Here is a 15,011-nt window from a genome sequence, read left to right on the forward strand (position 1 = left end):
GAGCGCTTTTTTTGTTTGGGAAAAGTTCGCTTTCGCGAAAGCGAACTATTATTCAGTCTAAGGTATCATGATTCGTGAATCCCTATAAAATATAATCCGTACTCACAAAATTAGAACTTCTGGATTGCAGCAGTTCCTGTAGAATCGCATTGTTAGCCTCGTTATCCTTTGAAGCTACAAAAGTTCTAATGGAGAACGAGCGTAATGCATCGTGAACACTCAAGGTAGCCACCGCACTGTCCTTTCTACCAGTAAACGGATACACATCTGGACCACGCTGGCAGGAACTATTTAGATTCACTCGGCAAACTAGGTTCACTAATGTATCAATCAATGGCGCTAACGTCTTGATGTCCTGACCAAATAAACTGACTTGTTGCCCATAGTTGGAAGCTGCCATATCATCCAACGGCTCGTCAATATCCTTGAATGAAACAACTGGAATCACTGGCCCAAATTGCTCTTCTTGAAAAACGCGCATGTCCTTAGTTACTGGATATAGCACTGCAGGGAAAATGTAGTTCTCGGTGGTTTGTCCACCTTTTTCATTAATGATTTTGGCTCCTTTGTCTGTCGCATCATCAATCAATTCTTGTATGTAGGCTGGCTTGTCTGGTTCTGGCAAAGGAGTTAATTTGACGCCACTTTCCCATGGATTCCCAAACTTCAAGGCATCTACTTTAGCCGCAAACCTTTTGTTGAATTCCTCAACAATATCTTCATGAACATAAAGAATCTTGAGTGCGGTACAACGTTGACCATTAAAGGATGTAGCACCTGCGATACATTCCTCAATAGCAAGATCTAAGTTGGCATCCTTTAAAACAATAGCAGGATTTTTGGCTTCCAACCCTAATACGAGTCTAAGTCGGTTACTTTTAGGATGTTGGTTTTGTAGTGCATTGGCGCTTTTGCTGTTACCAATCAATGCCAGCACATCCACTTTTCCTGATTGCATGATGGGCGATGCCACTACTCTACCACGGCCGTAAATGATGTTGACCACGCCAGCTGGAAAACTGGATCTAAAGGCTTCCAGTAAAGGTGATATAAGTAACACACCATGTTTGGCAGGCTTAAAAATGGCAGTGTTTCCCATAATCAAAGCAGGAATCAACAACGCAAACGTTTCATTTAATGGGTAATTGTAAGGCCCTAAGCACAAAACAACGCCTAGTGGTCCACGTCTTATGTGAGCATTAACACCATCGTGCTTTTGAAACTTGGCACTGTCTCGATCCATTTGCTTGTAGTCTTCAATGGTATCATATATGTAATCTACGGTACGATCAAATTCCTTTTCAGAATCAGGAAGGTTTTTACCTATTTCCCACATGAGCAGTTTTACAACCTCATCGCGCTTTGTTTTCATTTGTGCCACAAACTTTTCCATGCAGTTGATGCGATCCACTACTTTCATGGTAGGCCACAAACCTTTCCCTTTGTCATATGCCACAACAGCAGCATCAAGTGCGTCCAGCGCTTCCTTTTCTCCCAAGGTAGGAATCGTACCTAATAACGTAGGTTGATAGTTATCTGTAGACGAGATGGTAGAATACACCTCAGAAACTTCGCCTTTCCATTCTATAAGTTGACCACCTACCAAATAACTGTTTTGGTGTAGCTGTGACGTGATTTGAAATTGTTGTGGTATTGTTGTTTGGCTCATTGGTTAGGTTTTAAATTTTGAAGATAACACCTCATTATTCATACAGTTTTACGCTGATGTTATATCAAACCAAAAACTCGAATAAGGTTGGGTTATCATTAATGTAGTCTCCATAAAAATGGAGTGCTTTCATTCGCTCCAGGAGTGAATCAAAATCTTCGGTAGATTTGAGTTCAATGCCTACTACGGCACTACCATTTATGCGATTGGTTTTTTTAGTGTACTCAAAATGAGTGATGTCATCATTGGGACCTAGTACTTTTTCAACAAATTCTCGTAAAGCACCAGCTCGTTGCGGGAATCGCACGATAAAATAATGTTTGAGTTGTGATTGCAGTAAAGCACGCTCTTTAATCTCTGCCGTTCTAGTGATATCATTATTGCTACCGCTTACCACGCAGACCACGTTCTTGCCTTTAATCTCGTCCCGCAATTGTTCCAATGCGGTGATGCTCATAGCGCCTGCAGGCTCTACTACAATAGCTTGTTGATTGTATAGATCTAAAATCGTCTGACAAATAGCACCTTCTGGAACGCTGATAACACGTTCCAGGTTTCTTTGACAAATTTCAAAGTTGCGTTCACCAACTCTTTTAACAGCTGCACCATCCACAAAGCTTTCTATGTTATCCAGTGTAGTGTTTTGTCTATTGAAAATTGAAGTACCCATAGAAGGTGCTCCTGTAGGTTCTACACCTATGATTTTTGTAGCTGGTGAAAGCTCTTTAAATACCGCAGAAACACCAGCTGATAAACCGCCACCACCTATAGGCATGATCAGATAATCAATATCCACTGCGGCCTGCTCCATAATTTCAAGTCCTACGGTCGCTTGACCTTCAATCACCTTTTCATCATCAAAAGGATGGATAAAACATTTGCCTTGCTTCTCATTTTCTGCGACTGCAGCGGCATAGGCATCATCAAATGTATCACCGTGCAGGATCACATCGACAAACCTACCGCCATGCATCTTTACCTGATCAATTTTTTGAACTGGTGTAGGCGACGGCATGTAGATCGTTCCATGAATTTGCAATACTTTGCAAGACATGGCCACGCCTTGCGCATGGTTTCCAGCACTTGCACAGACAATCCCATTAGGACACTGGTCTTCCCTTAAGGTAGAAATCTTGTTGTACGCACCTCTTATTTTATAGGAACGTACCGTTTGCAGATCTTCTCTCTTAAAGTACACCTGGCAACCATACTTGTTGGAATACAATTCATTTAATTGTAGTGGCGTCAAGGAAGCCACGTCCTGTAAACGGTTTGCGGCAGCCTTGATGTCCTCCATTTTTGGATAATACACCTGCGTTTCAATCATCTTAGATGGATTTCATGGCGGTCATGGAGTCGCGCAACTTTGCGCCTACGCTTTCAATAGGATGGTTTCTAATGGCTTTGTTTATGGCTATGAGTTTATGATTGTCGATGCGTTCCGCTTTCGCGAAAGCGTTACCTATAACAGCTTTATCCAGTCCATTGACATAATCAGACAATAAAGGTTTTGCAGCATGGTCAAACAAGTAGCAGCCATATTCTGCCGTGTCAGAAATGATACGGTTCATCTCAAACAGCTTCTTTCTAGCGACTGTGTTTGCGATCAATGGCAACTCGTGCAAAGATTCATAGTAAGCGCTTTCCTCAACGATCCCAGAGGCAACCATCGTCTCAAACGCAAGTTCTACACCAGCCTTGATAAAGGCTACCATAGCAACACCGTTGTCAAAATATTCCTGCTCCTTAATATCGCCAGTAGCGGTGGATTTCTCAAATGCGGTGTTTTCAGTTTCGGCGCGCCATTTCAAGAGGTTCTTATCGTCATTTGCCCAGTCTTCCATCATGGTTTGTGAAAAATGACCCGACATGATATCGTCTTGATGCTTAACAAATAGAGGTCTCATGATGTCTTTCAATTCTTCAGAAAGCTCATAGGCCTTAATCTTTGAAACATTATCCAGCCTATCCATCATGTTGGTAATACCACCATGTTTGAGCGCCTCTGTAATGCGTTCCCAGCCGTACTGGATCAAATTTGACGCATAGCCTTCTGGCGTTCCCTGTGCGACCATTTTATCGTACAATAAAATAGAGGCCGTTTGCAACACACCACATAAAATGGTTTGCTCGCCCATCAGGTCACTCTTAACTTCTGCCACAAAAGAAGATTCCAATACGCCAGCTTTATGACCACCAGTGGCAACTGCATAAGCTTTGGCTTGATCCCAACCTTTGTTTTCTGGATCATTTTCTGGATGTACAGCAATCAAGGTAGGAACCCCAAAACCTCTTTTATATTCTTCTCTAACCTCAGATCCTGGACATTTAGGTGCTACCATGATCACGGTAATATCTTCCCTGATTTTTTGGCCTTCTTCCACGATGTTGAAACCGTGCGAGTAGGAAAGCGTGGCTCCTTTTTTCATGTGCGGCATTACCGCTTCTACCACAGCACTGTGCTGCTTGTCTGGCGTTAGATTGAGTACGAGGTCTGATTGTGGGATCAACTCTTCATAGGTCCCAACAGTAAAACCATTTTCTGTAGCGTTTTTATAGGATTGTCTTTGTTGTTCTATAGCTTTTTTTCTAAGTGCGTAAGAAATATCAAGACCAGAATCACGCATGTTCAAACCTTGATTCAATCCTTGAGCACCGCAACCTACGATAGTTATTTTTTTTCCTTTAAGGGCATCGACACCATTTACAAATTCTGCCTGCTCCATGAAGCGGCATTTGGAGAGTTGTTCCAGTTTTTGCGAAAGCGATAAGGTGTTAAAGTAATTTGACATTGTTTGGTTTTTATGAGTTTAATGCGGCTAGCATTTTAGTTATTTCCATGGCATCTTTAGTGACGGCAATGCGCCCAGAACGGTTGAATTGAAGAATGCCAAAAGCACTCAATTCTCGATATAGTAGATCAACCTCACTGCGCCTACCAGATTTCTCCAGCACAAAATATTCTTTATTCACGGTCACGATACGTGCGTTGCTATCCTTGATGATATTCTGTATTTGACGCTCTTCAAAAAGAAGGTCTGATTTGATTTTAAAAAGACAGGATTCCTGATAGATGGTCTCATCCTCAGTGTGATAAAATGCCTTGATGACTTCCACCTGTTTCTCAATCTGGCCTATGATCTTTTTGATCTGGACCTCAGTCATCTTGACTAGAATCGTCCATCTAGAAACATCCTCAATCTCTGAAGCACTGGTATTGATGCTTTCAATATTGATATGGCGACGTTGAAATATGGCAGATATGCGGTTCAACAACCCAATATTATTCTCGGTATAAATGGATACGGTATATAGTTGTTCTTTGTTTTCCATACAATTAATGTTTTCAAGGCGTGACGAGACGACCTTACTGACTCTCTTTTACTCGTGCATTTTGATGGGTTCGCTTTCGCGAAAGCGAAATATCGTCCAGCTTTCCTTCTTGGCTGTACATCCTTGATGTGTCCAAGCTTCTCTTACTCCAACCGAATCTCTGAAACCGCAGCGCCCGTAGGAATCATAGGAAAAACGTTCCCTTCTTTTTCTACTCGTACTTCAAGGAAATAGGCGTCGTCGCATTTCATCATTTCTTCAACGGCACTGGCGAGATCCTTGCGGTCTGTCACGAGTTTTGCCTTGATGTTATAACCTTCTGCAATCTTGATAAAATCTGGATTGATCATTTCTGTACTGGCATAGCGCTTGTCAAAAAACAGCTGCTGCCATTGACGCACCATGCCTAGGTATTCATTGTTGAGTACGACGATCTTAACAGGGACCTTAGTCTGGAAAATAGTTCCCAGTTCTTGAATGGTCATTTGGTATCCACCATCGCCTATAACGGCCACCACTTGACGATCTGGAGCGGCCATTTTTGCTCCTATGGCTGCGGGCAGGGCAAAGCCCATGGTTCCCAAACCTCCAGATGTGATGTTACTGCGCGTCTGTTTGAAGTCGGCATAACGACATGCCACCATTTGATGCTGTCCTACATCAGTAACAATGGCTGCTTTACTCGCAGACTGCTTATTGATTTGCTGTATGACCTCTGCCATGGTCAACCCTTCGGTTTTTGGGTTCATGTCGTCGTTAATGACTTTGTCCAGCTCTACTTGGTACAAATCAGCAAATTGCTGGCGCCATTCTGGATAGGTTTTTTCTTCCAATAGAGGTAACAGCGCGGCCAGTGTCTTTTTGGAATCTCCCAAAACCGGAATATCTGCGTGGACATTTTTACTGACCTCAGCTGGATCAATTTCAAAATGAATGATTTTGGCTTGTTTAGCATATCGCGATAAATCGCCGGTCACACGGTCGTCAAATCGCATACCGATGGCGATAAGCACATCGCACTCATTCGTTAATAGATTAGGTGCATAATTACCGTGCATTCCTACCATTCCCACATTAAGCTCGTGTGAGGTTGGAACGGCACTCGCTCCCAATATGGTCCAGGCTGCTGGAATACCACCTTTTTCAATTACGGCTAGTAATTCTTCTTCTGCCTCGCCTAACACGACGCCTTGACCCCAAACGATCAGTGGTTTTTTGGCTTCATTGATGGCTTTTGCAGCAGCCTCAATAGATCCTTGCGTGGTTTCTGGAACAGGTACGTAGCTTCTGATTGAATTACATTTCGCGTAAGCGAAATCAAACTCTTCAAACTGTGCGTCTTTAGTAATATCAATCAAGACTGGACCTGGACGGCCACTTTGTGCGATGTAAAAGGCTTTGGCAAAAACGGTTGGGATATCTGCCGCCTTGGTGATTTGTGTATTCCACTTAGTCACTGGTGTGGAAATACCAACGATGTCCGTTTCCTGAAACGCGTCGGTTCCCAGCAGGTGCGATCCTACCTGACCCGTGACGCAAATCAATGGTGTGGAATCGATCATGGCGTCTGCCAGTCCAGTGATAAGATTGGTAGCACCTGGTCCAGAGGTTGCAATGGCAACGCCTACTTTATTGGAAATACGTGCATAGCCTTGTGCGGCGTGTGTGGCACCTTGCTCATGACGTGTCAAAATATGCTTAAGCTGATCTTGATAGCCGTAGAACTTGTCGTAGAGCGGCATGATGGCGCCACCAGGATAGCCGAAAACGGTATCCACACCTTCGGCAAGAAAGCATTTGATGATAGCTTCAGCGCCAGACATTCTTTCTGTCGTGGTGGCGCTGGGCGCAGTTTGAGTTGCTGTTTGTTCTTTCATAATCAGCTATTTAAAATTCGTCAGTCACACAGCCTTTTGAGGCATTTGAAACTGTTCGTGCATATTTATAGAGCACACCTCTTGAAAACTTGAGTGGTGGCTGTTTCCATTGTTTTTTTCTTTGTTCCAATTCTTCATCTGATACTTCCAGAATAATGGAATTGGAAACGGCATCTATGGTAATGGTATCTCCATCTTTTACTAGGGCGATAGTGCCGCCTTCCTGAGCTTCTGGAGTGATGTGTCCCACTACAAAGCCATGCGTACCGCCAGAGAATCGACCATCAGTTATCAAGGCTACTTCCTTACCTAAACCTGCACCCATAATGGCCGCTGTAGGTTTAAGCATTTCTGGCATTCCTGGACCACCTTTAGGACCTTCATATCTTATAACGACAACGTCGCCTTTATTTACCTGGCCGTCACGAATGCCGTCGTTTGCGGCATACTCGCCATCAAAAACTTTAGCCTTACCCGTGAATTGTAATCCTTCTTTTCCCGTAATTTTTGCAACGCTACCATCGCTTGCCAGATTGCCGTACAACATCCTCAAGTGACCGGAAACCTTGATGGGTTCTTCTACCGTTTTGATAACATCTTGATCTGCTGTTAGATCTGGCACATCTCTCAAATTCTCTGCAACAGTTTTTCCAGTTACGGTCATACAGTCGCCATGGATCAATCCCTTACTCAACAAATACTTCATGACGGCTGGAATACCACCTATGCGGTGGATGTCTTCCATCAAGTATTTCCCGCTAGGTTTTAAATCTGCCAGGAATGGCGTGTTGTCACTAATATTTTGGAAATCCTTAAGTGTAAAATCAATTTGTGCCGCTCTGGCAATCGCAAGAAAGTGAAGTACGGCATTAGTAGATCCACCTAAAATGGTCACCAATCTTACCGCATTCTCTAATGATTTGCGAGTTATGATGTCAGATGGCTTAATGTCCTTTTCCAACAAGTTGAGCATTGCCTTTCCTGCGTCAATGGATTCTTGTTGTTTATCCTTGCTCAATGCAGGGTTGGATGAATTGTAAGGCAAGGCCATTCCAAGTGCCTCTATAGAACTGGCCATGGTATTTGCTGTGTACATGCCGCCGCAGGCACCAGCGCCAGGACAAGCTTTCTCCACAATACTCTGGTATTCTTCTTCTTGCATGGTACCAGCAACCTTGCTGCCCCAAGCTTCAAAAGCAGATACCACATCCAGCTTCTGGCCATTGTGGCAACCAGAATCTATGGTACCGCCGTACACTAAAATGCTGGGACGATCCAATCTAATCATCGCCATCAATGCTCCTGGCATATTTTTATCACAACCCACCACTGTTACAAGTCCATCATAGCTCATGGCCTGTACGACTGTCTCCATGGAATCAGCTATGATATCCCTGGAAGGTAATGAATAACGCATTCCAGGTGTTCCCATAGAAATACCGTCACTAACACCAATGGTATTGAATATTAAACCAACAAGGTTTTCTTCTAAGGTTCCTTGCTTTACCAGTTTAGCCAAGTCATTTAAGTGCATGTTACAGGGATTTCCCTCATAACCTGTACTGGCAATCCCAACAAATGGTTTTTGCAAATCTTCCTTAGATAGACCTATGGCATGCAACATGGCTTGTGCAGCCGGCTGCGTTGGATCTTGTGTTACGGTTTTACTGTATTTGTTTAAAGACATACGCTTGGTTTAAACGAAGTCTTGATACTTCTTGATGTATTCATGGGTACTGTTTGCATACTGTATTGATCAAAGTTATTCAATGTGTTTTCTCTAGATATCTAGTGTCATACGGTTCAAGTTCGTTCAAACTAGGCAATGTTTAATTATATCATTGTTTTACAGGCACTTAAACCATTTCCATGTATGATGTCCAATCATTTCATTTCAAACTATTTCGTATAAAAAAACCTTCCGGAATGGGAAGGTTTTATATATAAAATAGCCATTCCCAACCCGTTTAGGTTTGAATAATAATAGAAATGACGTTAATGCTACCGGATGGCTTCATGTGGTAAATATGGATAAATTCCGTAAACTTTAAAAAATTTCAGCACCTAAATTAACAACTTCATGATGTTGAGCTAGCCACTAAAACTTTGCACAGAATGAAAATCATTTCATCCATATGGCTCGAGGTTAATGTCCCTTTTCATATTCGCAAAAAAGTATTACAAAAAAAAATAGCTCGACGAACTACGTCGGAAAAGCCTTAAACATTAATGCGCTTAAACCGATAACCTTCATAACGGTACCATTTTGGTAAACAATAGTTCACACATAGACAAAGTGTTTAGTAATCACGGTAAAAGGAAAACTAGCATTATCAGCTGTACGTACTTATAGGACAACCAAAATAGTTACATGAAAACAACAGTTACTCTTTTTACTCTTTTGATAATGTCCCTAGCCAAAGCACAAGTTGGAATAGGTACAAATGCTCCAAATAGTGCTAGTTTACTTGATATCAATGCCGCTGGTGGCGATAAAGGAATCATGATTCCGCGAGTGAGTCTTACAGACTTGAATAGTCAAGCACCCATAGTAGGTGCCATTGAAGAAAGTCTGCTGGTGTACAACACCAATGAAAGCAACGAAAAAGGATTTTACTACTGGTCAGGTAACAGATGGGAGAAACTCACCACTCAAAACGATGTTCCTGCTACTACAGGCGCTAATAACGCTTGGTCTCTTAACGGTAATTCAGGTACAACGCCTGGTGGTGGCACCAACAACTATTTAGGAACAGCTGACGACAGAGATCTTTCCATTGCTACCAATACCGTAGAGCGCATTAGAGTGAAGGCAAACGGTAATGTGGGCATAGGTGCTGGCGCTACAAATCCAGGAAATGCCCTAGTCGTCAAGACCAATACGGAATTTGATGGCTTTTCTCTCGATTTTTTGAATTATGATTTGAACATGATCCAGTCAGGAAATACGTTCTTTATGCAAAACACGCAAGCGACAGGAACCATTAATCTAGCCTTTGGGAACAGCAGCCGTTTATCTTTTGATACCAATGCCATGCTTCCCGCTATTGACGCACCCAACAATATCACGACAAACAACGGAACCTATGACCTAGGTAGGTTTGATCGACATTTTAGAAGAATGTACACCAAAGGCGTCCATTCCAACGACAACGATAATAACGGTGGCTTGAGAATAAATATAGGCTCTAACGGTGGCTCAGTGGCAGATTATCACTTTACGAATCAAGCTCTTTTTGCGGTAGAAAACAATCGCAATCTAGGTCGGTCCGACAGACCTTGGAACATTTTATATTTCCGTAATGCATCACAGGTGAGCGACCGCAGAAAAAAAGAGAACATAGACAAGCTTGATCATGGATTAGAAAAGGTCTTGGCTCTCAAAACATACAGCTACAGCTATAAAGATGATGCCGATAGCAAGGAACACTATGGTTTTATGGCGCAGGATCTACAAGCAGATTTACCTAGCGTTGTGACAGAAGCTCCTGACGAGATGAAATCCCTTTCTGTCGACTACACCTCGATCATTCCCATCCTGGTAAATGCGATAAAAGAGCAACAGGCACAAATTGAAGAGCTCAAGGCTAGATTACCCTAATTAATCGCTCATAAAAATTGAAATACCTGTAGTTATAAAATCTATAACACGATTACGTTTGACCCATCATAATATGTATCTTTGATTCTTGAAAGAGGATTGATTTGACTGATTGCAACCTCGTCTTATTTCAGTAAGACACAAATGCTAAACCAGAAGTATTTCCCGCACAGTCTACCTTCCTTTATATTTATTAATCAAACGTTAGAGAACTTATAGTGAGTTCGCTTTCGCGAAAGCGTAATACTTATATGCCTTATTTATTTACATCAGAATCTGTGAGTGAAGGTCACCCAGATAAAGTTGCAGACCAGATTAGTGATGCGTTACTGGATCACTTTCTCGCTTTTGATCCTGAATCCAAAGTAGCATGTGAAACTCTAGTCACCACTGGACAAGTCGTACTTGCCGGCGAGGTGAAATCTGACACCTATCTGGATGTGCAGACCATCGCCCGTGAGATCATCAATGAAATAGGATATACTAAAGGTGAATACCAATTCTCTGGTGATTCCTGTGGCGTCATTTCTTTGATACATGAGCAGTCACAAGACATCAATCAAGGTGTCGATCGTGAGAGCAAAGAGGAACAAGGTGCCGGTGATCAAGGTATGATGTTCGGTTATGCGACTAACGAGACAGAGAATTACATGCCGCTGGCGTTGGACATCTCGCACAAAATCTTGATCGAGCTGGCAAAGCTACGTCGTGAAAATAAGGACATCACCTATTTAAGACCTGATGCAAAATCACAGGTCACCATTGAATACAGCGATGATAACGTCCCGCAACGCATTGACGCGATCGTGATTTCTACGCAGCACGATCCATTTGACGCAGATGATGATAAAATGCTTGCCAAGATCAAAAAAGATCTTGTAGAGATTCTTATTCCTAGAGTTCAGGAACAGCTTCCTGCCTATGCGCAAAAACTGTTTAATGACGATATTACTTATCATATCAATCCAACCGGCAAATTTGTAATAGGTGGACCACATGGTGATACCGGACTCACCGGTCGCAAAATCATCGTGGATACCTATGGTGGTAAAGGAGCGCATGGTGGTGGTGCCTTCTCTGGTAAAGATCCATCAAAAGTAGATCGCAGTGCAGCCTATGCTGCGAGACACGTGGCCAAAAATCTTGTTGCGGCTGGACTTGCCACAGAGGTGTTAGTTCAGGTTTCATATGCGATAGGTGTGGTAGAACCTACTTCCATTCATGTTGACACTTTTGGAACTTCAACCGTTGATCTTACTGATGGTGAGATTTCTAAAAAAGTAGCCAGCATCTTTGACATGCGACCTGCTGCCATTGAATCCAGACTTAAGTTGCGCAACCCTATTTATAGGGAAACGGCCGCTTACGGTCACATGGGTCGTGAGACCAAAACGGTGACTAAGGTCTTTGAATCACCTTACAATGGGAAAATCACTAAAGAAGTAGAACTATTTACCTGGGAAAAGCTGGACTTTACAGAGCAAGTGAAAAAAGCTTTTGGACTATAATTCTTCTAGGTTTCGTAAAAAACCCTAAGCGATAAACGCTTGGGGTTTTTTATTGATTCCAATTTGATCTTGAAATTATGATTTGCGCATCTGTCGCATCGCAAACCACAAGGCCATTAAAAATAAAAAGAGATACCATATATAACCACGATCTCTATCTCCAGTAGCCATAAGGAAAAGAACGTAGCCACTTCCCACACAACTAGTGTAGAATAAAATTTTCCAGAACCATTTGGGGATTTCCATAGTGTTAGTTCTTACCAGTTACCTTGTTTCCAGTCTTCAAATATTTTGCCCATGCCTTTGAATAGGTATGAACATCCTCAGTAGGTTTGCCCTGTTGGTCTACTACTTCATAACCAGCATCCTTCCAGGCAAAGATACTTCCGTAAAGGTTTTTGACATCGCTAAAACCAGCTTCCTGTAGTTTTTCACCATAATTCTCGCTGCGCACGCCTACGGTACAATAAACCACGATAGGCTTGTTTTTATTTGCCGTTTTTGCCAACCCTTTCCAATCCTTCAACGATTCACCAGCCCAGATGGCATTTGGCAAATGACTTACTTCAAATTCCTCAAGTTTTCGAGTATCCAGTATGATATAATCTTGATAGTTCATCTTGAGCTCTTGTACGCTTATGTAGGGAACGCTTTGGGTATTGTATTTCTTGAGCACGTCATCGATGGACTGCGCCTCGCCTACGGCCACACCCATAAAAAACATCACAGCTACCAGCATGTGTTTCTTGATCGTCATTTTAAAAGTGCTGTGTGGTTTCATTCAATACTATTTTTTTGCCCTGCAATTGCTTTTCAGCAGACGGAAGGATTTCCATATTGTCCCAAATTCCTGTAGCAAGTGTAGCGGCATATTCCATAGGTAGCTCATTTTTTTGCATCTGTTGCATGGCCGTTTGATAATCATAAGAAAGCTGAACATGCTCAAATTCAAAGCCATTGCTGTCGTCAATGATCATTGCCCAGGTCTGCGCAGAGCCATCATTTGCCGGCATACCTATCACTCCAGCGTTGAGCCATAACTTTTCCTGGTGATCATCTGCAAATGGCAAGCCACAATGACCCGCAATGATAACATCTGCTGTCAACCCATCAAAGCTTGTCTGTTTTTGTGTCCAGTCTGTGGACTTGAAAACGAATTGGGATACGTGATCATAACTTCCATGAACCAACGCTATCTGTTTGCCCGAATAGGAAAATGTAATGTGGTCTGGCAAGGATTTAAAATAGTGTTTTGAGCTGGTGTGAAGATTCGCTTTCGCGAAAGCGAACCATATCTCACTAAATCCATCGCATCTAGAACCTGTGGTAAAATCGCAACCGCAATCTTCCTGATCGTCGCGCAGTTGGATCTCTACATTACCTAAAATGCTATGAGCGCCCCATTTTTGAAATTGCTCCAAGGTTTCCTGTGGCTGCCCGCAGTAACCTATGATGTCGCCGGTACAGATACAGTTTTCTGCCGTGATACCTTGACTTTGCGCCAGTTCCATCAAACTTTCCAGCGCTTGTAAATTGCTATACACGCCACCGAATAGTAGCATCTTGCCGGTCTTTTGACCTAAATCTATGATCTTCTTATCCATGTGGGCAATAAGAATAAGATGAAACTAAGAAGAACTCCATAAATGTTGATCCATAAAAGGGATGCATATTTTCCTGTTGTGTAGATGAGTGATTCTGGGAACCATTCAAAGACTAATAATAGTCCGAAAATAAGGCCGCAAATTACGGACAAAAAATAACTGATCTGTGGCACTTTCATCTTCCATAAAAGAAAGACTGGTGTCAATCCTATTACCATGGTACCGCTTATGGTTGTAGCGCTCAGGATTTCGGCATCCAGAAAAACGGGAATAGTTCCCAACAGTGCTACTAAAACCATCATGAGTCGTCCAAAACTTACGGTAGAGCCCAATCCCAAATCTAGCGTTAACAGCTTAGAAAAACTGGAGAACGTGCTGTCCAGCGTACTCGCAGCACTGGTAATCATGATAAAATTGATGATGAGTAACAGAACGACTCCCAACTTTTTAGCCACTTCAACAGCCGCTTGACCTTCCAATCCTGCTTGTTGTGCATAGACACCTACTAAACTAAAAAGAACAATACACAGACCGCCTAATAAAGCTGCCCACAAGAAACTTTTTCTTGTGATACGTGGACTGGTGATAAATCCGCGATCTGTCAATACTGGATCATGAAACGGATAACTGAAGCTTTGCAGTACAGCCGCAAAAAATAAGTTTAATCCCATTTCCATGGACCAGGTACCGCTGGTCATCATTTCGCTTACATCAGCAGACGGCTCGGCAAAAATGACTCCGAGAATGATCATAAGTAGCACCGAAAAGAGTACCATCTGTATCACGTCCGTAAATATGGAACTACTCAAACCGCCTTTTAACGTATAGGCCAGCGTTAGCATCGTAAAAACAATGATCGCTGCATAATAAGGTGTGCTACCCATATCACCGAAGTAGGTTCCAATCACCATCGTGTTGGACCAGACTTCATTAAACAACCTAAAACTGATCAAGATGGAAAACAAACCAACAGCTCTGCGCCCGTATTTATCAGTCAGGAAATGATGTATGCTGCTATAACCACCAACCGTACGCAACTGATAAATAATAAGTCCAGCTACTGCAAAAGACAGATAATAACCTGCATAAGCCACACCGCCAACCAGACCAAATTCCAATCCAAGGTTAGCGGCATTGGTAATACTCTTTGCAAAAATCCAAGAGATAATTAAACTACCCGTCAACATCAACATATTGGGTTCCTTACCGCGATGTTGTGCCTTAAAAAAGGTCGCCACATCTTTGGCGTAAGGTGCCAATATGAAAAACACCACACTACTGCCTATAATTAGCAGCCATTGTAAGGTTGATGTTTGAGTGAGGAATTCCAAGTTAATTAGTTAGTAGTTAGTAGAATGTTAGTTCGAGCGGAGTCGAGAACAATTCGCGTGTTAAATCTTTAATTAATGTTCAGTCTAA

12 protein-coding genes are annotated in these 15,011 nt (G+C 42.5%); 2 read left to right on the forward strand and 10 right to left on the reverse strand.

Annotated elements, in window-relative coordinates; translation table 11 throughout:
- Positions 1 to 82: 82 nt before the first annotated feature.
- The 6 genes from AAU57_RS00555 to ilvD form a co-directional block, all read right to left on the reverse strand.
- Positions 83 to 1,669, reverse strand: coding sequence for an NADP-dependent glyceraldehyde-3-phosphate dehydrogenase (locus AAU57_RS00555; RefSeq protein ID WP_055411061.1), 1,587 nt, complete (start codon positions 1,667 to 1,669; stop codon positions 83 to 85).
- 64 nt (positions 1,670 to 1,733) lie between these two features.
- Positions 1,734 to 2,996: a threonine ammonia-lyase IlvA gene (ilvA, locus tag AAU57_RS00560; RefSeq protein ID WP_055411062.1), complete on the reverse strand. Its 1,263-nt coding sequence runs from the start codon at positions 2,994 to 2,996 to the stop codon at positions 1,734 to 1,736.
- A 1-nt stretch (position 2,997) separates the two neighbouring features.
- Positions 2,998 to 4,461: a ketol-acid reductoisomerase gene (gene ilvC, locus AAU57_RS00565; RefSeq protein ID WP_055411063.1), complete on the reverse strand. Its 1,464-nt coding sequence runs from the start codon at positions 4,459 to 4,461 to the stop codon at positions 2,998 to 3,000.
- 10 nt (positions 4,462 to 4,471) lie between these two features.
- Complete coding sequence (ilvN, locus tag AAU57_RS00570) at positions 4,472 to 5,002, reverse strand: acetolactate synthase small subunit (protein WP_055411064.1); 531 nt, start codon at positions 5,000 to 5,002, stop codon at positions 4,472 to 4,474.
- A 143-nt stretch (positions 5,003 to 5,145) separates the two neighbouring features.
- On the reverse strand, positions 5,146 to 6,879 hold the full coding sequence (ilvB, locus tag AAU57_RS00575) for a biosynthetic-type acetolactate synthase large subunit (RefSeq protein WP_055411065.1): 1,734 nt from the start codon (positions 6,877 to 6,879) through the stop codon (positions 5,146 to 5,148).
- 10 nt (positions 6,880 to 6,889) lie between these two features.
- Positions 6,890 to 8,566, reverse strand: a complete 1,677-nt coding sequence (ilvD, locus tag AAU57_RS00580) for a dihydroxy-acid dehydratase (protein WP_055411066.1) — start codon at positions 8,564 to 8,566, stop codon at positions 6,890 to 6,892.
- A gap of 684 nt (positions 8,567 to 9,250) precedes the next feature.
- On the opposite strand from ilvD, the gene AAU57_RS00585 reads away from it, so the two are divergent.
- Positions 9,251 to 10,480, forward strand: a complete 1,230-nt coding sequence (locus AAU57_RS00585) for a tail fiber domain-containing protein (RefSeq protein ID WP_082438501.1) — start codon at positions 9,251 to 9,253, stop codon at positions 10,478 to 10,480.
- Between the two features lie 251 nt (positions 10,481 to 10,731).
- Complete coding sequence (metK, locus tag AAU57_RS00590; RefSeq protein ID WP_055411068.1) at positions 10,732 to 11,988, forward strand: methionine adenosyltransferase; 1,257 nt, start codon at positions 10,732 to 10,734, stop codon at positions 11,986 to 11,988.
- Positions 11,989 to 12,063: 75 nt separating this feature from the next.
- Here the strand turns inward: metK and AAU57_RS14945 are convergent, their stop codons facing one another.
- The 4 genes from AAU57_RS14945 to AAU57_RS00605 are packed head-to-tail and all read right to left on the reverse strand — an operon-like array spanning position 12,064 to position 14,923.
- Positions 12,064 to 12,234 carry a hypothetical protein gene (locus tag AAU57_RS14945; protein WP_156339967.1) on the reverse strand — a complete coding sequence of 57 codons (171 nt, stop codon included), beginning with the start codon at positions 12,232 to 12,234 and terminating at the stop codon, positions 12,064 to 12,066.
- 4 nt (positions 12,235 to 12,238) lie between these two features.
- The gene (locus AAU57_RS00595) at positions 12,239 to 12,769 is read right to left on the reverse strand and encodes a rhodanese-like domain-containing protein (protein WP_231717744.1); all 531 of its coding nucleotides are present in this window, start codon (positions 12,767 to 12,769) and stop codon (positions 12,239 to 12,241) included.
- On the reverse strand, positions 12,747 to 13,592 hold the full coding sequence (locus AAU57_RS00600; protein WP_055411070.1) for a metallophosphoesterase family protein: 846 nt from the start codon (positions 13,590 to 13,592) through the stop codon (positions 12,747 to 12,749). The genes AAU57_RS00595 and AAU57_RS00600 overlap by 23 nt, the downstream gene beginning before the upstream one ends.
- The gene (locus AAU57_RS00605; protein WP_055411071.1) at positions 13,574 to 14,923 is read right to left on the reverse strand and encodes a sodium:solute symporter family transporter; all 1,350 of its coding nucleotides are present in this window, start codon (positions 14,921 to 14,923) and stop codon (positions 13,574 to 13,576) included. Before AAU57_RS00605 ends, AAU57_RS00600 begins: the two co-directional genes overlap by 19 nt.
- Positions 14,924 to 15,011 lie beyond the last annotated feature (88 nt).

The sequence above is a fragment of the Nonlabens sp. YIK11 genome (genome assembly GCF_001413925.1).
Lineage (GTDB): Bacteria > Bacteroidota > Bacteroidia > Flavobacteriales > Flavobacteriaceae > Nonlabens.

Excerpts from the sequence above, each read along its gene's own strand:
- ilvN (WP_055411064.1), bottom strand. The coding sequence starts at position 5,002 with ATGGAAAACAAAGAACAACTATATACCGTATCCATTTATACCGAGAAT.
- AAU57_RS00595 (WP_231717744.1), bottom strand. The coding sequence starts at position 12,769 with ATGAAACCACACAGCACTTTTAAAATGACGATCAAGAAACACATGCTG.
- AAU57_RS14945 (WP_156339967.1), bottom strand. The coding sequence starts at position 12,234 with ATGGAAATCCCCAAATGGTTCTGGAAAATTTTATTCTACACTAGTTGT.
- ilvB (WP_055411065.1), bottom strand. The coding sequence starts at position 6,879 with ATGAAAGAACAAACAGCAACTCAAACTGCGCCCAGCGCCACCACGACA.
- ilvD (WP_055411066.1), bottom strand. The coding sequence starts at position 8,566 with ATGTCTTTAAACAAATACAGTAAAACCGTAACACAAGATCCAACGCAG.
- AAU57_RS00600 (WP_055411070.1), bottom strand. The coding sequence starts at position 13,592 with ATGGATAAGAAGATCATAGATTTAGGTCAAAAGACCGGCAAGATGCTA.
- AAU57_RS00555 (WP_055411061.1), bottom strand. The coding sequence starts at position 1,669 with ATGAGCCAAACAACAATACCACAACAATTTCAAATCACGTCACAGCTA.
- ilvA (WP_055411062.1), bottom strand. The coding sequence starts at position 2,996 with ATGATTGAAACGCAGGTGTATTATCCAAAAATGGAGGACATCAAGGCT.
- AAU57_RS00585 (WP_082438501.1), top strand. The coding sequence starts at position 9,251 with ATGAAAACAACAGTTACTCTTTTTACTCTTTTGATAATGTCCCTAGCC.
- metK (WP_055411068.1), top strand. The coding sequence starts at position 10,732 with ATGCCTTATTTATTTACATCAGAATCTGTGAGTGAAGGTCACCCAGAT.
- ilvC (WP_055411063.1), bottom strand. The coding sequence starts at position 4,461 with ATGTCAAATTACTTTAACACCTTATCGCTTTCGCAAAAACTGGAACAA.